The sequence below is a fragment of the Streptomyces sp. NPDC002793 genome (assembly GCF_040295485.1).
GTDB lineage: Bacteria > Actinomycetota > Actinomycetes > Streptomycetales > Streptomycetaceae > Streptomyces.
This window is the reverse complement of sequence record NZ_JBEOVL010000012.1, coordinates 26,139-48,989: the sequence shown is the minus strand read 5'-3', so window position 1 is coordinate 48,989 and position 22,851 is coordinate 26,139. Positions and strand designations below refer to the sequence as shown.

General features: G+C 69.5%; 19 protein-coding genes, 1 tRNA gene and 1 pseudogene. 1 reads left to right on the top strand and 20 read right to left on the bottom strand.

Annotated features, from left to right (window positions below; genetic code table 11):
- Window positions 1-161 precede the first annotated feature (161 nt).
- Window positions 162-535 (bottom strand): annotated as a pseudogene (locus ABT001_RS14115) (type II toxin-antitoxin system death-on-curing family toxin).
- Window positions 536-686: 151 nt separating this feature from the next.
- Window positions 687-2,153 carry an MFS transporter gene (locus ABT001_RS14110; RefSeq protein ID WP_351276468.1) on the bottom strand — a complete coding sequence of 489 codons (1,467 nt, stop codon included), beginning with the start codon at window positions 2,151-2,153 and terminating at the stop codon, window positions 687-689.
- A gap of 197 nt (window positions 2,154-2,350) precedes the next feature.
- Between ABT001_RS14110 and ABT001_RS14105 the strand changes: the two genes are divergently transcribed.
- A tRNA-Cys gene (locus ABT001_RS14105) sits at window positions 2,351-2,425 on the top strand.
- Between the two features lie 56 nt (window positions 2,426-2,481).
- Here ABT001_RS14105 and ABT001_RS14100 read toward each other — a convergent pair.
- The 18 genes from ABT001_RS14100 to ABT001_RS14015 all read right to left on the bottom strand — a co-directional run bounded on the left by ABT001_RS14100 (window position 2,482) and on the right by ABT001_RS14015 (window position 22,621).
- Window positions 2,482-2,670, bottom strand: a complete 189-nt coding sequence (locus ABT001_RS14100) for a DUF397 domain-containing protein (RefSeq protein ID WP_351276466.1) — start codon at window positions 2,668-2,670, stop codon at window positions 2,482-2,484.
- 181 nt (window positions 2,671-2,851) lie between these two features.
- The gene (locus ABT001_RS14095) at window positions 2,852-4,153 is read right to left on the bottom strand and encodes a YrhB domain-containing protein (RefSeq protein ID WP_351276464.1); all 1,302 of its coding nucleotides are present in this window, start codon (window positions 4,151-4,153) and stop codon (window positions 2,852-2,854) included.
- A gap of 4 nt (window positions 4,154-4,157) precedes the next feature.
- Window positions 4,158-4,460, bottom strand: coding sequence for a YrhB domain-containing protein (locus ABT001_RS14090; RefSeq protein WP_351276462.1), 303 nt, complete (start codon window positions 4,458-4,460; stop codon window positions 4,158-4,160).
- A complete protein-coding gene (locus ABT001_RS14085) occupies window positions 4,461-6,215 on the bottom strand; it encodes a putative T7SS-secreted protein (protein WP_351276460.1) in 1,755 nt (584 codons plus the stop codon).
- Window positions 6,215-6,871, bottom strand: a complete 657-nt coding sequence (locus ABT001_RS14080) for a hypothetical protein (protein ID WP_351276458.1) — start codon at window positions 6,869-6,871, stop codon at window positions 6,215-6,217. The genes ABT001_RS14085 and ABT001_RS14080 overlap by 1 nt, the downstream gene beginning before the upstream one ends.
- On the bottom strand, window positions 6,868-7,296 hold the full coding sequence (locus tag ABT001_RS14075) for a hypothetical protein (RefSeq protein WP_351276786.1): 429 nt from the start codon (window positions 7,294-7,296) through the stop codon (window positions 6,868-6,870). Before ABT001_RS14075 ends, ABT001_RS14080 begins: the two co-directional genes overlap by 4 nt.
- 514 nt (window positions 7,297-7,810) lie before the next feature.
- Entirely contained in the window at window positions 7,811-9,151 is a 1,341-nt protein-coding gene (gene mycP / locus ABT001_RS14070; RefSeq protein WP_351276456.1) for a type VII secretion-associated serine protease mycosin, read from the bottom strand.
- 68 nt (window positions 9,152-9,219) lie between these two features.
- On the bottom strand, window positions 9,220-10,680 hold the full coding sequence (locus tag ABT001_RS14065; RefSeq protein ID WP_351276454.1) for a hypothetical protein: 1,461 nt from the start codon (window positions 10,678-10,680) through the stop codon (window positions 9,220-9,222).
- A 49-nt stretch (window positions 10,681-10,729) separates the two neighbouring features.
- Window positions 10,730-11,227, bottom strand: a complete 498-nt coding sequence (locus ABT001_RS14060) for a DUF2563 family protein (protein ID WP_351276453.1) — start codon at window positions 11,225-11,227, stop codon at window positions 10,730-10,732.
- 109 nt (window positions 11,228-11,336) lie between these two features.
- Window positions 11,337-13,667, bottom strand: a complete 2,331-nt coding sequence (locus tag ABT001_RS14055) for a xanthine dehydrogenase family protein molybdopterin-binding subunit (RefSeq protein ID WP_351276451.1) — start codon at window positions 13,665-13,667, stop codon at window positions 11,337-11,339.
- Window positions 13,668-13,743: 76 nt separating this feature from the next.
- Window positions 13,744-15,483: a (2Fe-2S)-binding protein gene (locus ABT001_RS14050; RefSeq protein WP_351276449.1), complete on the bottom strand. Its 1,740-nt coding sequence runs from the start codon at window positions 15,481-15,483 to the stop codon at window positions 13,744-13,746.
- Entirely contained in the window at window positions 15,480-16,376 is an 897-nt protein-coding gene (locus tag ABT001_RS14045) for an FAD binding domain-containing protein (protein WP_351276447.1), read from the bottom strand. Before ABT001_RS14045 ends, ABT001_RS14050 begins: the two co-directional genes overlap by 4 nt.
- Before the next feature lie 249 nt (window positions 16,377-16,625).
- Entirely contained in the window at window positions 16,626-18,284 is a 1,659-nt protein-coding gene (locus ABT001_RS14040; protein ID WP_351276445.1) for a beta-N-acetylhexosaminidase, read from the bottom strand.
- Between the two features lie 3 nt (window positions 18,285-18,287).
- Window positions 18,288-19,136 carry a carbohydrate ABC transporter permease gene (locus ABT001_RS14035; protein WP_351276443.1) on the bottom strand — a complete coding sequence of 283 codons (849 nt, stop codon included), beginning with the start codon at window positions 19,134-19,136 and terminating at the stop codon, window positions 18,288-18,290.
- Window positions 19,133-20,104 (bottom strand): carbohydrate ABC transporter permease, encoded by a 972-nt coding sequence (locus tag ABT001_RS14030; RefSeq protein WP_351276441.1) that lies wholly within the window; start codon window positions 20,102-20,104, stop codon window positions 19,133-19,135. The genes ABT001_RS14035 and ABT001_RS14030 overlap by 4 nt, the downstream gene beginning before the upstream one ends.
- Window positions 20,105-20,106: 2 nt before the next feature.
- Window positions 20,107-21,411, bottom strand: coding sequence for an extracellular solute-binding protein (locus ABT001_RS14025; protein ID WP_351276439.1), 1,305 nt, complete (start codon window positions 21,409-21,411; stop codon window positions 20,107-20,109).
- A gap of 315 nt (window positions 21,412-21,726) precedes the next feature.
- A complete protein-coding gene (locus ABT001_RS14020) occupies window positions 21,727-22,029 on the bottom strand; it encodes a DUF3039 domain-containing protein (protein WP_351276437.1) in 303 nt (100 codons plus the stop codon).
- Between the two features lie 31 nt (window positions 22,030-22,060).
- Entirely contained in the window at window positions 22,061-22,621 is a 561-nt protein-coding gene (locus ABT001_RS14015; RefSeq protein ID WP_351276435.1) for a YqgE/AlgH family protein, read from the bottom strand.
- Between the last annotated feature and the right edge of the window lie 230 nt (window positions 22,622-22,851).

The window sequence follows — 22,851 nt, the reverse complement described above, 5'->3', positions numbered from 1 at the left end:
CTCCGGTTCGGGTCTCTCGGGTACGTGGGGCGCTGTCCGACGGGGCCGCAACCGGCCCGTACGCGATACGACAACCGGGCCACCCTACCGGCGGTCGGGGCGGAACCCCGTACGAATCAGCTGTGGCTCGGCACTGCTGAGACCCGCTTCACAGGGGACGGCTACCTGGCGGAGCCGGGCAGCCGCTCCGCGATCTTGGCCATGTCCAGCGCTCCTTGACACACACAGCACGAACCGCTCGGCATCGTCCACGTCGAAGCCCGCGTCGAGCGGATGCCGGTTCATGTGCAGGAAAACCCAGGTCACGTACCAGACGATGGGCTCGTTGCCGTCGACGAGCGCATGGTTGCGGGCCAGGGACTCCATGAGCGCCGCGGCCTGCTGCCGCACGTCCGGATAGGCGTCCTGGCCGAACACACTCGCCTGCGGGCGCGCCGGCGCTGAGTCGAGCAGTCCGTCCGTAGTCGCGTACCTCGGACGCCCTCAGCCGTTCCGCACAGCTCAGCATCTCGGACAGTGTCAGGTGCTGCGTCATGCCGGCCTCCGGTTCAGCTCCTCACTGACCTTCAGCACATGATCCGCTGCCTCGTCGAAGAGGCGCGGGTGCGCAGGGCGTCCGGCTCTTCCTCGGTACACCTCACATTCGGACCAGCCATGGCCTGGGTACCGCGCGGTACCACGCGGTACTAAGAATCCGTCCGTACCCGCGTAGCCACCCACACCCCCACCAGCGCCACCGCCGCCATCGGCAGGAACACCACGGTGAACGCCCCCGGGTGCGCCGTCGCCGTACCGCTGCCCACGGCCCCGTGGGCGGCCGCGCCCACCGAGCCGCCGCCGAGCGCGGCGAAGGCGGCGCCACCGGCGGCGAGGAGCAGTGCGTTGGCCAGCCCGTCCGAGATCTGCAGGGCGGCGGAGTTGGCCCCGGCTTCGTGCGGGGCCGACAGCTTCAGCAGCAGCACACTCGTCGACGCGATCACCATGCCCATGCCGAAGCACCCGAAGCCCCAGACCACAGCCAGTGTCCACACCGGCACCGCCTCGATCAGCACGCTGGGCGCGGCGACGATCGACAGCGTCACGCAGATCATGCCCACGACCATGAGGGGCCCCCGGTGCGGCTCCAGCCGGGGCCGGGCCAGTACGTACGAACCGAGCGCCCAGGTCAGCCCGCCTGCGGCGAGGGACAGGCCGGCCAGCGTCGGGGACAGGCCGCGCTGGGTCACGAGCATCAGCGGGACGAAGGACTCGGCGACGATGAACGAGCCTGCCGCCATCCCCCGCAGCAGGATCACCGCGGGCAGCCCCCGCGCGGCCCGTACGGTGCCCCGGGGCAGCAGCCCGCGCACGGCGGGCACGAGCAGCGCGGCACCGGCCAGCGCCGGCACCAGCGAGGCCCAACCGATCTCCTGCCCCGCGTACTGGAGCAGCCCGGCGCCCGCCGAGATCCCCAGCGCGAGCCGGATGCGGCGCCGGTCGAACGGCTCCGCCGCGGCCTCGGCGTCCGTGGGCCCGCCCGCCATCCGCCGTATCGCGGGCAGTGCGAGGCCCAGCGGGAGGAGGATGAGGACCGGGATGCCGACGAAGACCCAGCGCCACCCGAGGTGTTCCGTCACGGTCCCCGAGGCCAGCGGCCCGACGACGGACGGGACGATCCACGCCGCCGAGAAGCCAGCCATGATGCCGGGCCGGATCCGCTCCGGGTAGGCCCGCCCGATGACGACGTACAACGCCACGATCACGAGCCCGCCGCCTATGCCCTGGACGGCCCGCCCCAGGATGAACGTCCACATGTTCGCCGCGGTCCCGGAGAGCACAAGCCCCAGCCCGAAGGCCCCGATCCCCGTGGTGAGCGGGGCGAGCGGGCCACGCCGGTCGGCCCACTGCCCCGAGAGCACCATGGCGAAGAGGCTGGTGGTGAAGTACGCGGAGAACGCGAACGCGTAGAGCGGGATGCCGTGCAGCTCCCGTGCCGCGACCGGCATCGCCGTGCCGACGGCGGTCGCCTCGAAGGCGATGAGCAGGACGACGGAGACGATGCCGATGCTGAGCGCCCGATAGGTCCGCCCGAGGACACCTTCCGCCGGTTCGGTGACGGAGGTCTCCACGAGGGCGGCGGTGACCTCGGCGTCACGGGGTTCCAGGGCAGTCATGAGCACCAGCGTAAGGGCCGCACCACCGGGTGACTCCTGTCGGTGGTCGGTAGCCGGCTGGTCCCTTGGTCGTACGGCTACGGCCCCGGCCGGACCGCGAACATGAACGCGCTGTGGCAGTCGTGTTGCGGCGCACCCGCATCCCTTGAGCCCGGTTCCACCGGCCCGTACGGTCGACAACAGATCAAGAAATGCACGGCCGTGTGCCCGAGTGGTTCAGGGGCTCGACTGCAACTCGAGTTACACCGGTTCGAATCCGGTCACGGCCTCCAGCCCCCGCTCGAACGATGCCCGTCGCCGGAACCGGCGGCGGGCATCAGGCGCGGGGTCAGCCCGTGACCGTACCCGTCAGGAAAGCTGTCCAGGCGGCGGGGGCGACGGCGAAGGTGGGCCCGTCGGTGACCTTGGAGTCGCGCACGTGGACGGTATGGGGGCAGGTGGCGACCTCGACGCAGGCCCCACCCTCGTTGTTGCTGTAGCTGGACTTGAACCAGGAGAGCTCCGCCCCGACGGTCATAGTCGCCTCACCTTCGTTTCGATGAACTCATGCGACTTCCAGGGATTGAGCGCCTGCGCACGCAGGATGCCGAACAGATCGAGCATGTCGCCCACCTGCAGGTCACACGACCTCACACAACGTCACCATAATCGGAAGAGGCCTGCGCCGATCCGCACCGGGCAGGCCTCCCGACCGACCGTCAGCGGTACCGGATCACATGCAGTGCGTGGACTGCCGTCGGGTCGAAGGACACAGGGTCCTCGGAAGAGCCGTCGAACAGCATGACGCCGGTCGCCGTGGTGAGTCCGTTGACCAGCCAACCCACGGCTTCGCGGCCACGGCCGTCCGTACGGCGGATCCAGATCAGGGCGCGCGCGCCGGTCGGGAACGACGACAGTTCGTCCACCGCGGACGACCAGACCTGGTGGTCCGACGTCGAGAGGACAGACCCGAGCTGGGCGAGCGTTGGTTCGAACCAATGGGCATGTCCGTGCGCGGGTGGTGGCGGAAACTTTCCAGTGCCAGGATCTCCGCCGGCGTCCCAGTGGGCCAGCCAGTTCCAGGGATCGGAGTTCGGGAGGCCGAACGGCTCGTCCGTGTCCTTGGGGACGACCAGCGTCGCGTCGAGCATGGTGTCCTGCCAGCGTCCCTCACTCAGATGACGCCGCGTGTCACAGGAGAAGACCCATCCGCGCCTGGTTTCGTCCTCGACGCTCGGACGGACCAGCTCAGCCTGACCTCCGTACGCGTTCTCCAGCCACCGCCGTGCCTTGGTCAGCGCCGAATCGAAATCGGGCGCCTCGCGCTCCCAGGGTTGACGCGGCGCCCTCAGCGCCTCGGGTAGAGCCCGGACAAAGACCAACTCGCGAACGTGGTCAGTGTCCAACCGGGCGAGGGACGACGTCAGGCTGTCCAGGAAGACGCACCGTCCCCTGTTGTTGTGCGCGTAGATGAGATTTCCGGTCGCATCCAGCCCGCCGATCTCGCGGCGCACCCACACCAAACCCCTCGTATCGGGTCCGGTTTCAGCGACCGCTTTGACGATCTCGTCCCAACTGTCCGTGCGCACCCGCTCGAACTCCGGGAAGTACCGGCGGGTCACCCTGCTCCACCAGCCGGGAGCCTCGTCCGACGCCTGCCAGGGCAGCGGGACGGAAGGGCTCCCGTTAATCGCCGAGTGCAGCGCCACGACAGAGCCGCGGGCGTTGATCCTGCGACCCTGGCCCTGCACCCGGGCGACCGCCGCCTCGTACGACGGGGCCGGCTCCAGGTCCGCGAGGGGCGAACTCGGCGACGGGTGGAAAGGGGAGCTGCCGTCCTTGGGCACGACGGCCGAGGCCGCGAGCATCGGAGTGTGCGGGTATCCAGGCTGTTGCACGGTCCGGCAGGCCATGAGCCAAGCTGTGGCCGACTCGTGCACCGGGTGAGGTGAGGCCAGTTCGACAAGACCGCGATAGGTCCGATCGAGCCAGAGCGCGGCCTGGCGTGCGGGGGAAATCATGCTGTCAGTGCCTCGCTGGGGGCCAGTCGCCTGCCGCACGGAGAGCCATGTACTCGCTCACGGGGAGATGCGACGGGGGGAAATGGGCCGCGGATCCGTCGTGGGGGACCACGACCACGGAGGTGAACGGGGCGTCAATGAAGGCCCCAGTTTCGATGTGTTCCTTGAAGTCGAAGCGGACAGACCAGCCGTCGGTGAAGTGAATGGCAGTGTCCGGAAGCATCACCACGGAATCCGGCCTGTCCGGGTACGCGATGCTTTGCAGGAAACGAGCAGCCACCTTCACTGCTTCATCCTTGGTTACCATTTAGGGAGCTCCGTTGCGATACGGGATGTGTGCGATGGACGAGACGTTACTCTCCAGCCTGCCGAGGGTCCCGCTCTGGCCGTCGAGGAAAGTGACGCCGTGTGGAGTGTTCACGGCGTTGAAGATATGGGCTGTGCCGTCGGGACGACTGAGGTAGACAGCGCTTCTTGAGCCTTCCCCGCGTGCTTGGAGATCACGGATGATGTCGTCGTAGCCATCCACGAAGTCGTACTGACCCGCAGCCCTGTCCTTCAGTCCGAGCTGCTCCGGCGGAATGTGGCCACCGGCCTGCTTCGGGGCCGCGCTGACCTCGACGCCGTCCAGTCGGCGGTCCACAGTGACGGTATTGTGGCTGCAGTTGTCCACGTAGCCGGCATGTCCCGTCTTATTGACGTCTCGCATCCACGGATACTCGGAATCCAAGAATTCCTGAGCCTTCTTCGCGTCCACCGAGTCATAGTGAATGGCTTTCTCTTTCACCGTGTCCGTGCTACGCGCCAGGTCGCTCCAGCCCTTCGGCGCGAGACCGGAGGCGTCGTCCGCGTACTTCAGGCCGTTCGGCGGCACCTTCGTCGCAGCAGCCTCCATACCCTCCTTCATCCCGAGGCGCAGTCCACCCCGGGCGAGCCCAGCGCCCTTGGTGCCGACGAGTTCGGGGAGTAGGCGGCCGATGAACTCGGAGGGATCCTTCTTGAATCCGTCCACTGCGGCCTGGACGGCCCGCTCGGGATGTGCCACGGTCGACAACAACCCTGACAGCGTCATATTGACGTTCTGGCTGTACTCGGCGGGGTGGGTGAGGTTGTAGGCGTCGAGGGGGTTGAGGCCGCGGGCGAAGTTCAGCAGTCCTGCGGTGCCCTTCAGAGCGCCGCCGACGACGTGGGCAATTTCAGTGTTGTACGCCTGGTAGCCGTCAAAAAGGTTGTCGCCGAGTCGGTCCAGCGGCGGGGGCTCGGCGGGGGCGTGCGCCAGCGCCGCGTTAACCTTGCCACGAGCCGTCGCGGCAGCCGCGTTCCGCTGCTTGCGGGCCTCGGCGAGCATCTCCCGCGCCGCCTTGATGTCAGCTTTGCCGGGGTCCGTGAAGGGTTCGGGTACCGGCCCGGGGTCCTGGTCAGCCTTGACCTTCGCGTTGTACGTGTCGATGCGTTGGTTGTACGTCTTCAGGGCCTCCTCGGAGGCGGCCTTGCCCTTCTGATAGAGCGCGATCGCCTCCTTCGCCTGCCCTTGGGCCCACTTGACGGTTTCGGCATACGCGTCCAGGGCACCTCCCGCGGTCTCGCAGGCGTCCGACGCATGGAGCCACTTGGTTGGGTGCATCGCGAATTTCTCACGGAAGGCGTCACCGCCCTCGCCCCGCCAGTTCGTGGAGTCGAGACCTCGCATGCCCTGGCCGACCTTGTCGAAGGCCGCCTGAAAGTCCCTGAGGTGTTTCGCACTCGCGAGAATCTTGACGGGTTTGCCGTGGACGAGTTCGTTGGCGTCCTCGGTCTGGCCGAGTTGCTGTTCACCGGGAGTGGCCCCGAGGTCGGAGGCAAGGACGTCGCCGACGTCGGTCACAACATCGGCAGCACCGTGGTAACCGAGGCCGTCGAGGCCGTCGCCAATCTTGTTCGTGCCGTAGTCAATGCCCTCACCGACGATCCTCTTGCCCTCGTCGATACCGTCCTCGATCGCACCGAGGCCATCGTTGATGCCGTCCTTGACATCGCCGCCGAGGTCCTTGAGACCGTTACCGATGTCGTCGAAGACGCCCATCAGCTCTCGTCCCTGCCCTGCTGCTGGGCTGCCTCGGCGCGCGCCTCCGGAGATGGGCCGAAGGTGCTATCCAACATCCGGTTGTACTCGGCCTCCGAGACACCGAAGTCGTCGTGCATGGTCTGCGGGTTGAAGCCTGCCACCCCCATGGTCCGAGAGGTCAGCAGGTCGCGGCCGGTGTCCTTCCAGCCCTGCTCGATGTTCTCTCCCGCCCGTTCCCACGATTCCAGGCTGTAGTCGGCCCCGCCGAACGCACCGGACGTGGCGATCTCACCCCAGCCCTGCTGAGTGACCTCGTCCTCAGAGGCGTACGGATTACCGATCGCGGAGTTCGCGACGACCTTGAAGGTGCCCTCAATGTACTGTTCGTTCTCGTAATATGTACCGGCCGACAGGCCCGTGCGTACGGCGAACCCGTTGCCTTCCTGGACCAGTGAGCGCACGCCCCACTCCCAGCGCTCGCAGAACGATTTGAACTCCTGGGTGAGCCCATCCTCTCCCAACTCGAGCCCGGACAGCTCAATTTCCCCGAATCCACGCCCCATGCCGGCCTGGCCGACCATGCCCAGCTCTTTCAACTCGCTGAGCGCATCCGTCAGACCCTTGGCTATCAGATCCAGGCCCTGGGCCTTGAGATCCTCGCCGCCCTCACTCATCTCATGTCCCCCTCGTACATGTCGCTGTCGACCGCGGCCCCTTCGGACACGATCCCCTTCACCGGCGGGAAAATCACACCGTCAGGTCCGTCCGCGCAGTCCAGCGCCACGCCGCACGGCACCCCTGCTGCGGGGACTGCCACGTCCAGGAGACGTGCGCCCAGGATGGTCTGGTAGGTCCACTCACGGCGGAACTCCCCGCAGGCCTGAGCGTAGCGAGCAAGAGCCTGCTGGTCGGAAAAAGCCAGGATGAAGCGGATGCCGCTCAGATCGGCGGTCAGCAGGCCGCGCTCGTCGTCGGGTCCTGGCCCCTCGCCGAGCGGTACCAGGACCGGCGTTTCCCGGAACTCCTCCAGCAACGCCTCGAACTCCCGCCGCCGCACAGTGACCAGAGTGTCCTCGACTGGGACGGCATCCAACGGCATTGGAGATTCTGGAAGCGAAGACACCAACCCCGTGGGAGGGCCGCACGCCAGGCCCCCCGGTTCATCGGACTCGCTCCTCGGTCCAGCCATCTCCGCGTAATCCGCGAGCCGCGACTTCGGGAGACCCTCCCGCGGTTGCTTGTCTGCCGAGCTCTCATACTCAGCCATCTCCGCGTAATCCGCGAGCCGCGACTTCGGGGGAGTCGCCCGCGGTCGCTTGTCTGCCCAGCTTTCATACTCAGACATGGCGCCAATCATCACATCCACGAACCGCGCGCCGCAACGTACCTCTGTCGCGGCTCGTTTCCCGGCCAAGCAATTCGGACGACAGCGCCTTCACCACAGCATGCATTTCCAAGACCGAGGCACCATGACCGCTCCCTCTTCGGTGGGGGCGCGCACTTGGCTGCTGCTCTGGCGCACCCCGGAGCTGCAGTCTGAGGCCTCTGGTACGAAGCCAGACGAGCGTCGGTCGCAACATCCGACCGAGGTTCACCGCTGAGGCAGGGCGTAATCAGGTGGTCGGGCCCTGGCTCGGAGGACCGCCGTACGGTGCGCCGGGTCCAGGACCACCGGCAGGGGGCCCGTACGACGGGTAAGGGGGCTGCGGTTGCTGCTGGTACGCGTGCGGGGACTGATACGGGTACGTGGGCGGGGACGGGACAGTCCGGGCGGCGCCCCGTCGGCGGGAGCGGACGGTCATGACGGCCGCCGCCGCACCGATGAGGACGACCGCGCCGATGCCCAGGCCGATCCAGAGCGCGGTGTTGCCCTTGTCGTCGGTGGCAGGGGCTGCGGCGGCCGGCTCATCGCTCTCTTCCGAGCCGCCTGTGGCCTTGGACGGTTTCGCGGAGGGCTCTGGGGAACCGGCCGCAGCGAGATCCGGGAGCGGGTACTCGTCGGCGGGGCCCGGGTCGCCGGGATTCGTCAGCGCGATGCGGGGGCGGACGATGCCGTGACCGATGTCGTCCACACGCTCCTCGCCGGTCGTGGGCCCGCCTGCCGTGTTGAGGAGTACCCGCAGCACCTGGTTGTTGGTCCAGTCCGGGTGCTTGGACCAGATCAAGGCGGCGGAGGCGGAGGCTAGGGCCGTGGCAGCACTGGTGCCATGCGAGGTGCAGACGTTCGTCGCGCTCTGGCAGGCGTGGATCATCTCCTCGCCGGGCGCGGAAAGGTCCACGTGGGGGCCATATTGGGATTCCTCTGTCCTCTGCAGGTCCCTGCCAACGGCCGCCACGCCAACGGCCCCCGGAGTTGCCGCCGGATACTTGACACCATTGGCCCTCTCCGCATCATTACCCATCCCCGCAAAGACCAATGATCCCTTGCCAAGCGCATATTTCACCGAGTCCGTCAATTTCTGCGAACCTTTGCTCGCAGCCAGCGAGATATTGATGACCTGGGCGCCCTCGTCAGCGGAATACCGGATGGCTGCCGAAACTGTCGCGTTGAACTGCTCGTTGTCTTCCGCAAGGTTGGCAGCCTTTTCGGGGACCCGGACGGGGAGGACCTTCACGCCGGGCGCCAGACCGAACGCACCGTCTCCGTCCCGACTGTTGCCTGTTCCAGCGATCAGGGCAGCCATACTCGTGCCGTGACCGTCGTAGTCAGAGTGCTCGTCACCGGACTCACCCGGAGCAAAATTCCTTCCGTCAAGGATTTTTCCCTGCAGATCAGGGTTTGACGTATCGACTCCTGAGTCGATCACCGCAACGGTGATGCCATCCCCTGTACTGCTCCGCCACATCTCCTCAGCCTTCATCGCTGTCAGATGCCATTGATTCGAACGCACCGAATCCGCCTGAGCAGTTCCTGCCCCAGCAGCCACCAGAAGTGCCGCAAGTGCCGTCGACACGAAGGCCCTCTTCCGGCCCCTGTGCACACTACTGGTAAACATTCGCATCCTTATCCGAGGACTTTCCATCAGTCGATGACGGGAGGCACGACGCGTCGTCCACCCGGCTGCCAAGTCTCTTCGTCTTCGATCAGGTAATCGGGGCGCTCGCCACCTTCTTCGCGGCGGGAACTACCAGGCCGAGATCCGGATGGCCCTGGCGATACGCGCCCCGCCTGTCCAGCAGCACGCCCAGCTTCGTTGCCCCGGACAAGGCCTGTGCCACCGGGCGTGAAGGGACGTTCACCTGAACGCGCCGTCTGCTGGGGTCGGCCGCCCACGATCCCGCCGGCCGGAGGCCGTCCGCCCGTGGCCCCGCCCCGAGCAGCGCCGCCGCCGCTCATGCCGCTGTGGCCCATGGGGCCGCGTCCTTGCGTCCCCTCCCCGCCGACAACCGTTCCACCCGGAAGCCCCCGTCCGGTGGGCTGGGCTGTCGGCCTGCCACCGAAGACGCCCGCATCACCGCGCGGCGTTCGGGTTGCCGAGGCCGATCCAGGCACGCTCTGGCCAGGTAGCAACGGCGAGCGGACACCCGACCCTGCGTTCTTCGCGCTGTCGGATAGGCCTGAAATCGGCCGTGAGCCGCCGCCGAACGCGGGTGGCATCACCGCGAGCCCTGGAGTAATAGCGCCATCCGGCTTACCCGTCACCAGCGGCCCCGGCGGTGACACCGAGGACGTGGACGTGGACTGCGGCAGTGTCGCTGTGCCGTTGACCTCCATACTGACCGGAGTTTCCGGGTGGAGCGGCGAGCGGATCGCTGATGAGTCGGGACCACCCGGACTCCCAGGTCCCGTTGCCAGGGGTGACGTGGGGTGCGTGGTCGCCCCGCGAATCACGCCTTCGCTTTCGCCTTCTGTAGCGCCCCTGCGACCAACGGGTGCGCCCCATGTTTCCGACGAAACGACGGCGCTACCACGCTCCGGCACGATCTCCCCCGGCGGAGGCGGAAAGGCCGGCCTCTCCAGGCCGTCCATCTGCGAGGCCGACAACGCGTACGACTGCGCCAGCTTCCGCATCTCCGCCGCAGCCTCCTGGCGGTTCGCCTCCTTCGCGGCGATCAGCGTTTCTGCCGACTTCTGCGCCACCGCCGACGCGTCCGGGTCGTTCCGTGCCTCCAGTGCGGCGTCCAGGTTCGCCTGGGCCCCCGCGTGTGTGCGCGGGATGGACACCTGGGCAGAGGCGAGCGAGTCGGAGGCGCGGGCCAGCCACTTCGCCGCGCCCTCGCTGTAATCCCCCAGTCGCAGCGTCGAGTTCACCAGGTCCGCGCTCCAGGTGCGGAACGCGTCCGCGCCCTCGCCCTTCCACTCGACCGTCTGCGGACGGCCCCTGAGCTCTTCCGCGATCTCGCGGATCTTCTTCGCCGCGCTCACCAGCCGGTCCGACGCACCCTGGATCGCCCCGCTGTTGGCCACATCCAGCCACGCGAGCATCTCCTCGTGCGACATGCTGTCGAACGGCGTGCCCTGCCCTGCTTCCCCGTGGTCCATCCTTAGCCCCCGTCTGTCCGCCGTGCCGTTCTCGCGCACGTCGTCGTCATCAGATCGCCCCGGTGGTCGGCTTCGGCTTGGGCACGTCCTGGGGCGCCTGCCCGTTTCGCTGCCCCGCCGGGTCGTACTCCCCGCCGTAGTGCTCTTCCACCCCGTCGCTGATCGCGAGCATGCGGCGGCGGAGGTCCTCGTCGATGTTCGCGTAGCCGTTGTGGGAGGCGAGCACCGCGATGCTCATGCCCTCGATGCAGTCCGAGAGCAGCTTCGAGAGCGACTCCAGCTCCGTGATCACCGTCTCGTACGACATGAACAGCGAGGCTGCCTCTGCCCACCGGTTGTCGCCCCCGCCGAACTGCCGGCGTGAGATGGGGTCTTCCCCCAGCTGCCTGGGTCCCGCCGGGGACTCCTTCAGGTCGCGCAGGACTTCTTCTATGTGGTTACGGAACTTCGTGAACGACGTGAGCTCCGTGACCAGGGACGCCACCGCGATGCCCGCCATGAACCCCGGCATCGCCACCGGTCCCGCTCCACCCTCGCTCGGCAGCACAGCGCCCTCCCCCGGTACGGACTGCTACAGCTTCTGAGTCACTGTAGCCAGCATCGGTGTCACGCCGCGCCCCCGGGTCACGCGTACATGCGTATCTGTACCCGGAGCGTTACGACTTGGGCGTGGCCACCGCCGCCTGCGGGCGGATCGGGAGGCGGTTGACCGGGCGGCCCGTCGCGGCGCGGACCGCCGAGGCCACCGCCGCGGGGGAGGTCACCACCGGGGCCGCCGAGGCGGGCTTGGCACCGAAGGGGGCGACCACGTCGCGTTCCTCGATGAGTTTGACGATGCGGATGTCCGGCGCGTCCAGGGACGTCGGGAGCGCGTACCCGGTGAGGTCCGGGTGGCGGATCAGGCCGCGGGCCGTACGGAGGTTCTCCGTGAGGGCCGCGCCGATGCCCTGGGTGACGCCCGCCTCGATGCGGGTCGCCAGCTGGGACGGGTTGAGGATCCGGCCGACGTCCTGGGCGACGGCCATCTCGACCACCCGGACCGAGCCGAGTTCGATGTCGACGTCGACCACCGCGCGGACCGCGCAGAAGGCCAGGCCCACGAACGCGTCGCCCTGACCGGACCCGTCCAGCGGCTCGGTGGGGTGCGGGCGGCACTGGGCGGTGGCCCAGAGTTCCTTGCCGTCCATCGCCTCCATGACCGTCGTGGACAGCACACCGTCGTACGAGGTGATCTTGCCGTCGGCGATCTGGAGCAGTTCGGTGGACATGCCGAACTTGTGGGCCAGGGGCTGGAGCAGCTGTGTGCGGACCATCTTGGCGGCGCGCTCGATGGCGCCGCCCGAGACCCAGGTGTGGCGGCCGTGTGTCGCCGGGCCCGCGGGGGGCTGGTCGGTGTCCACCGCCGCCACGTGGACCTCCTCGACGCCCAGCGTCTCCTGGACGATCTGGCGGGCGAGCGTGGTGAAGCCCTGGCCGGTCTCGACTGCGGCGCAGATGACGGTGGCGACACCGTCATGGACCCGGACCGTGGCCGTGGAGACCTCGTCGGCGCCCTCGGCGCCGAGCATGTGGACCATGCCGAGGGCGTAGCCGACGCCGCGGCGTACGGCTCCGGGCTCACCGGCGCCCTCCGGGCCTCCGGGGAGCAGCCAGTCGTCCTCCGGGCCGTCCTTGGGCAGGGCGGGAAGCGGGTAGTCGCGCAGTTCGCCGAGGAGTTCGGCGACGGGCGCGGGGCAGGTCACGGTCTGGCTGGTGGGCAGTATGTCGCCCGTGGAGAGGACGTTGCGGAGGCGGATTTCGACCGGGTCCATGCCCAGCTTCGCCGCCAGCTTGTCCATCTGGCCTTCGTAGGCGGCGCAGACCTGCATCGCGCCCTCGCCCCGTACGTGTCCGGAGGGCGGGTTGTTCGTACGGACGGCCCAGCCCTCGATGAAGGCGTGCGGGACGACGTACGGGCCGCAGGCGAAGGCCACGGCGGCGGCCAGGGATTCGGACGAGGAGTCGGCGTACGCGCCGGCGTCGAGGAGGATCTGCGCCTCGACCTTGACCAGCCGGCCCTCGGTGTCCGCATGGTGGCGGTAGCGCAGGAGGGTCGGGTGGCGGTGGGCGTGCCCGAGGAAGGACTCCTCGCGGGTGGCGGCCAGTTTGACGGGGCAGCCGGTGCGCAGGGCGAGCAGGCCGAGCGGGATCTGGAAGCCGGGGTCCTCACGGTCGCCGGTCGCCCCGGGGACGCCGGTCACGACGACCTTGACCCGGTCGGAATCCAGGCCGAAGCAGGCGGCGGCCAGATCGCGGTCGGTGTGCGGGTCGGTGGACGCCGTGTACAGCTCCACACCGCCGTCGGGCCGGGGCACGGCGAGGCCGGCCTCCGCGCCGATCGGGGCGGGGTCCTGACGGCCGATGCGGTACAGGCCCTCGACGATGACCTCGCCGACGGTGTCCGGGTCGCCGTAGCGGAGCGGGATGTGGCGGATGAGGTTGCCGTCGGGGTGCAGGGGTTCGGCGGCGAAGGCCTTCTCGGGGTCGGTGACCGGTTCGAGGACCTCGTACTCGACGGCGATCGCCGCGGCGGCCAGCCGGGCGGTGTCGGGGTGGTCGGCGGCGACGGCGGCGATCGCCTCGCCGTGGTGGCGGACGAGCTCGGAGGCGAACACGGGCCGGTCGACGACCCGGCGGCCGTACGAGCCGTCCCCGGGGATGTCCTCGTGCGTGACGACCGCGCGTACGCCCGGCATGCCGGCGGCGGCCGTCGTGTCGATCGACAGGATGCGCGCGTGGGGGTGCGGGGACCGCAGCACCGCGGCCCACAGCAGTCCCTCGGCCCACAGGTCGGCCGCGTACGGGAAGATGCCCTCGGTCTTGGCACGGGCGTCGGCGGGCGGCAGCGAGGAGCCCAGACCGAGCGCGGGCAGCTCCTGGTCCGGGGCGGGCCCCTCGGGCGGCGTCGTGTGCGTGGTGCTGGTCGCGGTGGCTGCGTCGCTGGTCACGCCGCCTCCTTGTCGTTCGCTCCGCTACGGCGGCTGGTGATGGGGATGACCGGTGGTGCGGGGGACGACGCGGTGTTCACCGGACGTCTCCCTCGTGCGTCTGGACGCTGCCCTCGCCGGGGGCTGCCTGGTGCGGGATGCGCGCCTCACCGTCGTCCGGAGCGGTGATCGCCGCCTCCGCGGTCGCCTCCCGGCCCGCGACGACGTCCCGGACGGCGTCGAGCACACCCCTGTAGCCGGTACACCGGCAGAGGTTGCCGCACAGGGCCTGCCGGGTCTCCAGCTCGCTGGGGGCGTGGTTGCCCTCCAGGAGGTCGTGAATGGTCATGGCCATTCCGGGGATGCAGAAGCCGCACTGGACGGCCCCGCAGTCGGCCAGCGCCCGCTGGACGTCGGACGGTTCGCCGTCCACGGCGAGGCCCTCGACGGTACGGACCTCGCTGCCCGCCGTGGTGGCGGCCGGTACCAGGCAGGAGGCCACGAGGCGGCCGTCGACCTGGACGTTGCAGGCGCCGCACTCGCCCTGCGAGCAGCCGTCCTTGGCACCGGCGAGGCCGAGGCGCTCGCGGAGCACGTACAGGAGCGACTCTCCGATCCAGGAGTCGCTGACGGGACGGTCCACGCCGTTCACGTGGAGGACGTACGAGGCCGAGGGGTGTTCGCTGGGGCCGCTCGGGACGGCGACGGGCTCGGGCTCCCCCGTGGGTTCGGGCTCCCCCGTGGGCAGGGGCTGGAGCTCGGGTTCGAGGGCCTGTTCCGGGGCGGGCCCCGCCTCGGCCTGAACCTCGGGCGCGGGCACCTCGGCAGCGGGCGTCTCCGGTGCCTCGGGTACCTCGTGCGCCTCGGGTACCTCGTGCGCCTCAGCTACCTCCGCCGGGTCGGCTACCTCCGACGCCTCGGGCACCTCCGACGCCTCGGGTACCGCAGCCTCCGCAGGGCGATCCGGCTCGCTGACGGGCTCCTCTGCGACCGGGGCGACCGGGGCCACCTCGACCTCGGGTGCCTGGGGTGCCTGCGGTACCTCGGGAGCCTCGGGAGCCGCCTGCACGTGCTCAGGGGGCTGCGGCGCCTCCGCAAGCTCGACGGGCTCGGCGAACTCCAGGGGCTCCACGGGCCCGAACGGGGCTTCCACGGCGGCGGGCTCGGGCTCAGGCGCGGGAGGCGGCTCCTGCGTCGCCCACGGGGCGGGGGCCCCGCCGGGCAGCGTGGCAGGAGGTGAGTCCGCGTACCACGGGGACGCCAGCGTCGACGCCGCGAACTCGCCCGACTCCTCCGGGAGGTCGCCGTTCGCCACCGGAATCGTCCACTGACCGGTGTGACCGGCGGGCTCGGGAGCCGGCTCGGGCTCGGCGTGGGCGGTCTCGGTGAAGTTCCACTGGGCCGTCGTGGACGACGTCTGCGCGTACTGCGACGTGTCCGGGTACGGCTGCTGGTAGGGGTCCTGTCCGTACGGATCCTGTCCGTACGGGTCCGGATGCCCGTTCGGGTCGGGCCAGTGCACCGCCTCCGGCGTGGGTTCCTCGGCCGGGGTGTGTCCGGCCGCCCGTTCCTGCTGGCTCTGCGTCTGCAGGACCCAGCTGCCCGTCGCCGCGGGGTCGAGGCCCGCGGCCGGGGTCAGCGGCAGGATCATCGGCGGCACGTAGCTGTGGCCGGGGGCGGCCAGCGGGTCGCTGCCGAGGTCGGCGAGGTCCTCCGGCACCAGCTGCACGAAGGCGGTGGCGTCGGCGTCGTACTCGCCGCTCTGCGGGGTCTGCTGCCAGCCGGTGTACGGGTCGGGCTGCCCGTGCCGCTGCTCGGGGTTCTCTTCATTGCTCACGACAGTGCCCTCCCCAGCGCGCGTCGGGCGAGCGCGGCGACCGTGCGCCGCAGGTGCAGGATGGCGGGCGACAGCGGAGGGGCTTCTCCCCCGTCGTCCGGTGGAGCCTGGTCCGGGATGCAGGCCGCCGCGACGTACTCGCCGAAGGCGGCGAGCGCGTCGGGGGCCAGGCCGCGTTCGCCGTCCCAGTCGATCAGGGAGGCGATCCAGCGTTCGGCCTCCAGGGGCCGCAGCGGCATCGGGGCGATCGCGCCGACCGCGCAGCGCACCCCGCGCCGGGCCGGGTCCAGCACGATCGCGACGGAGGCGGTGGCGCGGCCGGGGCCGGTGCGGCCGGTCGCCTTGAGGAACACCTGGGGCGCGTGCAGCAGCGGTACGCGGACGAAGCCGATCAGCTCGGCGGGTTCGAGCATCTCGCGGCCCGCCAGCAGGTGCGAGACGGGGATCTCGCGGCGGGCGCCGGCGGCCCCCACGATGACCAGCTCGGCCTCCAGCGCGGCCAGGACCGGCAGGGCGTCGCCCGTCGGGGCCGCGGTGGCGATGTTGCCGCCGAGCGTCCCGGCGTTACGGATCTGGGGCGGGCCCGCGGCGCGCGCGGAGGCGGCCAGCGCGGGAATGAGTGCGGCGAAGTCGGGCCGCCCCATGCGCGCGTGGGTGAGACCGGCGCCGAGAAGCGCGTGGCCGTCCTGATAGTGCCAGCCGCGCAGCTCGCTGATCCGGCCGAGGCCGACCAGCCCCGAGGGGCGCAGCAAACCCTTGTTGACGGCTGACATGAGGTCTGTGCCGCCGGCCACAGGAACGGCGGCGGGCATGGCGCCGAGAGCTTCCACGGCCTCGTCGAGCGAGGCCGGGAGCGTCACCGACTGCATCGCCTGCGGTGCGTGCGTGGTCAACCCAGCTGCCCCTTCCCGGTGTCCCGGCAGTCCCGCCTGTCCGCCGTACGGTACGTGCTCACGGCCGGGACGTGGCAACTCTGGCACATCTTCCGGGCTGTCCGACGCGAGGGTCCACGAAGGGTGTTTCCCTCCACGACCAGGGGAAAAGTCACCTTTGACAGCGCTTCTTCCCCGCGCACGAATTGCCACCCTTCGGCGCGTTCGTACGACTTATGGGGTTCCCCTGGCCGGTGGACGGCCCAGCCGTCACACGGTCGGGGGTGGTCCCTCGATCGGGCGACCCAGGACGCCGGGCCGACGTTGCCACGGCCGTGGACCCGTGGGCGGGCGGTAGTCGACCCCGAGGGCGTCGAGCCGGGCGTAGTGAGTGTTCATCCGGCGTTCGAAATCGGCGAAGTCCCTTTCGCCGGAAGGCGGGAGCGGTGACCAGGCGACCTCGGCGAAAGCGGCGAGCCTCGGGAACACCTGGTAGTCGACGCGGCCCTGGTTCTGCATGACCTCGGTCCAGACGTTGGCCTGGGTTCCCATGACGTGTCCGGCCGCCGCCTCGGAGAGGCCCGGGGGCACGGGTTCGAAGCGGTAGACGTCCTCCAGGGTGCGGATGTACCCGATGGGCATCGGCTCGTCGGGGCCGCCGTCCTGACGGTAGTCCAGGTACACCTGCTGCACGGGGCACATCACGACGTCGTGCCCGGCCTCGGCGGCGGCGATCCCACCGGCGTAGCCCCGCCACGACGTCACGGCCGCGCCCTCGGCGAGGCCGCCCTCCAGGATCTCGTCCCAGCCGATGAGACGGCGACCCCTGGCGGTGAGCCAGCGGTCGAAGTGGCGGATGAACCAGGACTGGAGCTCGTCCTCGTCGGCCAGTCCGGCCTCGGCCATGCGGGCCTGCGCCGTCGGTGACGCCTTCCACTGGTCCTTGGGGCATTCGTCACCGCCGATGTGGATGAACGGTGAGGTGTCGGCCGGGAAAAGATCGAGAACCTCTTCGAGGACTCCTTCGAAGAAGCGCAGGGTGTTGTCAGTGGGGGCGAGTACGTTCGGATTGACACCCCAGGTGTCCCACACGGAAAGCGCGGAGGTATCGATGACGTCGGAGTTGCCCAGTTCCGGATACGCGCTGATCGCCGCCTGCGAGTGGCCCGGGATGTCGATCTCGGGGACGACACGGATATGCCGCTCGGCGGCGTACGCGACGATCTCGCGGATGTCGTCCTGCGTGTAGAAACCGCCGTGCGGTGTCTCGTCCCACAGTTCCGAGGCGCGGTGGCCGTATTTGGTGCGCGCGCGCCAGGCGCCGATCTCCGTGAGACGGGGATGGCGCTTGATCTCGACGCGCCAGCCCTGGTCGTCCGTGAGGTGGAAGTGGAAGACGTTCAGTTTGTGGGCTGCCAGCAGGTCGAGCATGCGCAGCACGCCGTCCTTGGGCATGAAGTGGCGCGCCACGTCGAGCATCAGACCGCGCCAGCCGAAGCGCGGGGCGTCCTCGATGTCCGTGAGGGGGATCTCCCTCGGGCCTCCCCGGCCGAGGGGCGCGCGGCGGAACGCCTGGGGGCCGAGGAGCTGGCGGAGCGTCTGCGCGCCCCAGAAGACCCCGGCGGCGCTGCCCCCGGTGATCCTGACGCCCCGGCCGGGCGCCGCCCCGAGCCGGTAGGCCTCGGGTTCCAGCGAGGGATCGATGCGCAGGCGGAGGGTGTTCGGGCCCTCCTCAGCGCCCGGTGCCGAGGGGCCGAGCGGCAGGCCGAAGGCGGCCCCGAGCGTGGTGCGCAGCCAGTGTTCCGTGCTCTCGGTGCCGGGGCCGGCCATGACGGTCGTCGCCCCGTCGAGGAGGAATCCGCCACTGTCGGGGAGTCCGCCGCTGCCGTCGCCGCCGGCGCGCACCGGCGCGGGAATCAGGTTGTCCATGAGTCAGTCCTTCACCGCGCCGCCGAGTCCGGAGACCAGGCGTCGCTGCACGAGGACGAAGAAGACCAGTACGGGAATGGTCATCACCGTCGAGGCCGCCATGATCCCTCCCCAGTCGTTCTCGTCGGGTTTGAAGAAGACCAGCAACGCCATGGGGAGCGTCGACTGGGAGGTGTCGCTGATGATGAACGATTTCGCGAACAGGAAGTCGTTCCAGGTCGAGATGAAGGAGAAGACGCTGGTCGCCACGAGCCCGGGGAAGACGAGCGGGAAGAGGATCTGCCACAGGAAGCGGGTGCGGCTCGCCCCGTCGATGTAGGCGGCTTCCTCCAGGGCCTCGGGGACGGCCTTGACGAAGCCCCGCAGCATCCAGATGGCGAACGGCAGCGAGAAGGCCAGGTGAGGCAGGATCAGCGCGCCCAGGGTGTTCAGCTGGCCGAAGTCCCGCATCAGGAAGAACAGCGGAATGGTCAGCGCCTCGACCGGCACCATCTGTGCCACGAGGAACATGATGAGCAGGGTGGTGCGGAATTTGAAGCGGAATCGGGTCACGGCCGTCGCGGCGAGGAAGGCGATCAGCGCGGAGGCGAGGACGACCGTGCCGGCGACGACGAGGCTGTTGAGGAAGTAGCGGCCGAATTCCTGCTGTTCGAAAACCCGGCGGAACGAGTCGAGGGACGGGGACAGGGTCCAGGGGCGGGCCTCGGTGGACTGGATCTCGCCGGCCGGCTTGAAGGCGGAGAGCACCATCCAGTACAGCGGGAAGGCGACCGCGGCGGCGATGACGAGGGCCGCCGCCTCCGCCGCCAGCCTCCCGGGCCGGCGTACCCGCAGAAGAGCGCGTGGGCTCACAGTTCCTCCCCCTGGCGCCGTACGAGGCGCAGATAGACCAGCGTCACGGCCAGCAGGATCACCAGCATCACGACGCCGATGGCCGAGCCGAGGCTGTACTGCGAGGACGCGAACGCCTTCTGGTAGGCGTACACGTTGAGCACCAGGTTCTGGCCGGCGATGCCGCCGCCGTTGGTCATGACGTAGATCTGGGTGAAGACCTTGAAGTCCCAGATGACCGACTGGATGGTGACGACGATCAGGATCGGCCGCAGCATCGGTGCCATGACCGACCGCCAGATCCGCCACTGCGAGGCGCCGTCCAGCGAGGCGGCCTCCAGCACTTCGGTGGGGATCGCGCGGATGCCCGCGTACACCGTCACCATCACGAACGGGAAGGAGCACCAGAGCACTTCGAGGAGCACCAGGGCGAAGGCGCTGTAGCGCCCGTACGTCCAGGAGAAGTCGCCGAGTCCCAGCACCTTGTTGACCGGGCCGAAGTCCGGGTCGAAGAGGAAGACCCAGACGGTCGAGCCGGTGATCGCCGGGGTGGCCCAGGCGCCCAGCGCGGCCATCATCAGCGCGAGCCGGGGCAGGGCGCGGATCCGGGTCAGCAGGACGGCGAGGGCGCAGCCGACGAACAGGGTGGCGAGCACGCAGGCCGTGGCGAAGAGCACGGTCGCGAGGAGGACCTGCCAGAACTGGCTGTCGCCGAAGAGCGTGGCGTAGTTGCCGAAGCCCTTGAAGGTGGTCGGTTCGCCGCCGCTGACCTGGGCCTGGGTGTACTCCAGGAAGGAGATCAGGCCCAGCTGGTAGATCGGGTAGACGAGGAGCCCGCCGAGCAGGACCAGCGCGGGCAGCAGATAGAGCCAGGGGGTCCAGCCGGAGCGCCGCGCGGGTGATGCCGGGCGGCGCCGGGGCGTGCGGGCCGGAGCTCCGCTCGCCCCGGGGCCGGCGGGGACCTTGTGGAGGGTCGTGTCCGCGGTCATCGTCAGCCCGCGTCGGCGAACGCCGCGTCCATCTTCTTCGCCGCGTCGTCCGAGGCGGTGGCCACGTCCTTACGGCCGCTGACGATCTCCTGGAACATGGTCGGCAGGACCAGGGAGGCGTCGATCTGGCCCCAGGCCGGGGAGGCCGGGACGAACTTCGCTCCCGCGTCGAGCGTCTCGACGAAGGGGCCGACGAAGGGCTCCTTCTCCGCGGCGGTGTCCAGCACGTCCGTGTAGGTCGGCAGGAATCCCATGGCGTCGAACATCTTCGCCTGGGTCTTCTTGCCGGTCAGCGACTTCATCAGGTCGACCGCGAGGGTGCGGTGCGAACTGCTCCTGAGTACGCCGATGTTGTTGCCGCCCGCGAAGGCCGGGGCGATCGAGTCCTTCTTCACGCCGGGCAGCGGTACGACGGCGTACTTGCCCTTCACCGTGCCCGCTTCGACGGCGGCGTGGCTGAAGTCGCCGCCGATCGCCATGGCCGCCTTGCCGGACGCGAAGGCGGTGACGGTGGCGTTGCCGCCCATGGCCGCGCACTTGGCGGCCGGGCAGTTGTCGTCGCCGAAGAGCGAGGTGTAGGCCTCGATGCCCTTGCGGGCCTTAGCGCTGTTGATGGCGGACGCGTAGGTCACGCCGGTCTCGTCGGCGAGTTCGCCGCCGTGCGCCCAGATGAAGGGCATGGCGCCGTAGGTGTAGGCGCCGCCGACCGCGAGGCCGTACAGATCGGGCTTCTCCTGGTGGACCTTCTTGGCGGTGGAGATCAGTTCGTCCTGCGACTTCGGCGGCTCGATGCCCAGGTCCTCGAAGACGTCGGTGCGGTAGTAGAGCGCCCGTACGCCGACGAAGAGCGGCGCCCCGTACACCTGGCCGCCCACCGTCACGGACTGCTTGGCGGTCGGGTCGGTGTCCTTGGCCTCGTCCCAGGCCGCGAACTCCTTCGTGATGTCGGCCAGTCCGCCGTCCTTCACGTATCCGGCCGTGTCGGTGTTGCCGTACTCGATGAGGTCGGGAGCGCTCTCCGGGTCGTTGAAGGCGGCCTTGATGCGCTGGGCCCGGGTGTCGACGGGTATGTACTCGATCTCGACCTCGGCCCCTTCGTGGGACTTCTCGAAGTCGGCGACCGCGGCGTCCACGACCCTCTCCTTGGGCTTGTTCCCGACCTCCTGGAAGAGCCAGACGCGGAGCGTTCCGGTCTTCTCGTCGCCCTCGGCGCCGGTGTCGGAGGTCTGCGGCGCACAGGCGGTGGCGGTCAGGCCGGCCAGCACAAGAGCTGCGGCCGGGGTGGCAATTCGGGCAGAAAGCTTCATCCGGGACCCCTACCGGTCAATCGTTGCATTCCATGCAACGCGCGTTTCGTTCTGCACAACTCGCAGGAGACTAAGGGCGGCTCAGCACGCCGACAAGTGGTCTCAACCACTCTGTGACCACGTGGTGCAGCCCGTGCAACGCGTCCGTGGGCGCGGACACGCGAACGGCCCCCGCGGTACGCGTCGCCGCGCACCCCGAGGGCCGGGGGTCGAAACCGAAGAAACCGAAGGAACCAGATAAACCGGAAAGTCGGGAAAGAGGGAGGAGGGACGGAGGGACGGGGTGATCGGGAAAGGGAGTGAAGGCCGGTGCGGCTACTTCTTGCCGCTGTTGTCCTTGCCGCCCTTGCCCTTGTCCTTGTCGCCGCCGGCGCCCATGGACTCGTAGATCTCCTTGCACATGGGACAGACCGGATACTTCTTGGGGTCGCGCCCCGGGACCCAGACCTTGCCGCACAGCGCCACCACGGGAGTGCCCTCCAGGGCACTCGCCATGATCTTGTCCTTCTGGACGTAATGGGCGTAGCGCTCGTGGTCACCGTCGCCGCTCGACACCTGCGGCGTCGGCTCTACGAGGGTCCCCGTACCTGCCCCGCGATCGGGTTCAAGAGTGCTCATAACTGCCAAGCGTACTGAATTGCGCCGTGCATCAGTTCAGCGAAGGGTCGTCCGGATACGTCGCGATCATCGCCAGTTCGCTGCGCTGCCGCCGCAGCACCGCCCGCCAGAGGTTCTCCGGGTGCGGCGAGGAGACGTCGCCGGGCTCCGAGTCCACCACGTACCAGGCGCCGTCCGTCAGCTCCGTCTCCAGCTGACCGGGGCCCCAGCCCGCGTATCCGGCGAAGATCCGCAGCGATCCGAGCGTCGCCGCCAGCAGTTCCGGCGGGGCCTCCAGATCGACCAGGCAGATCGCCCCGTGCACCCGGCGCCACCCGAGGGGCCCCTCGTCACCGGGGATCACCGCCACGCCCAGCGCGGAGTCGAGCGAGACCGGGCCGCCCTGGAAGACCACGTCCGGTTCACCGGTCAGGCCGGCCCAGGACTGCAGGATGTCCCCGACACCCACCGGGGTCGGGCGGTTCAGGACCACGCCCAGTGAGCCCTCCTCGTCGTGGTCGAGGAGCAGCACCACCGCACGGTCGAAATTCGGATCCGCCAGGGCGGGCGCGGCCACGAGTAGCCGTCCTGTGAGCGAGGACACCTCCGTCATGGCACTGATGATCCCGCATCTGCGGCCTCCGCGGGGGCCAAGTGGCCCGCCCGGTTCCGGACGGCGCCCGTCCGCAGCTCAGGGGGTACGGGCGCGGCAGGGGCGCACGGAGGGCACGCCGGCGCGGGGCCGCCGGACGGGCCCCGCGGACGGTGACCCTCCGCGAACCCGGGGGTGCAGAGCGTGTTGTGGCGAATTCATGACGTTCGTATGCCCCCCGGTGACTTACG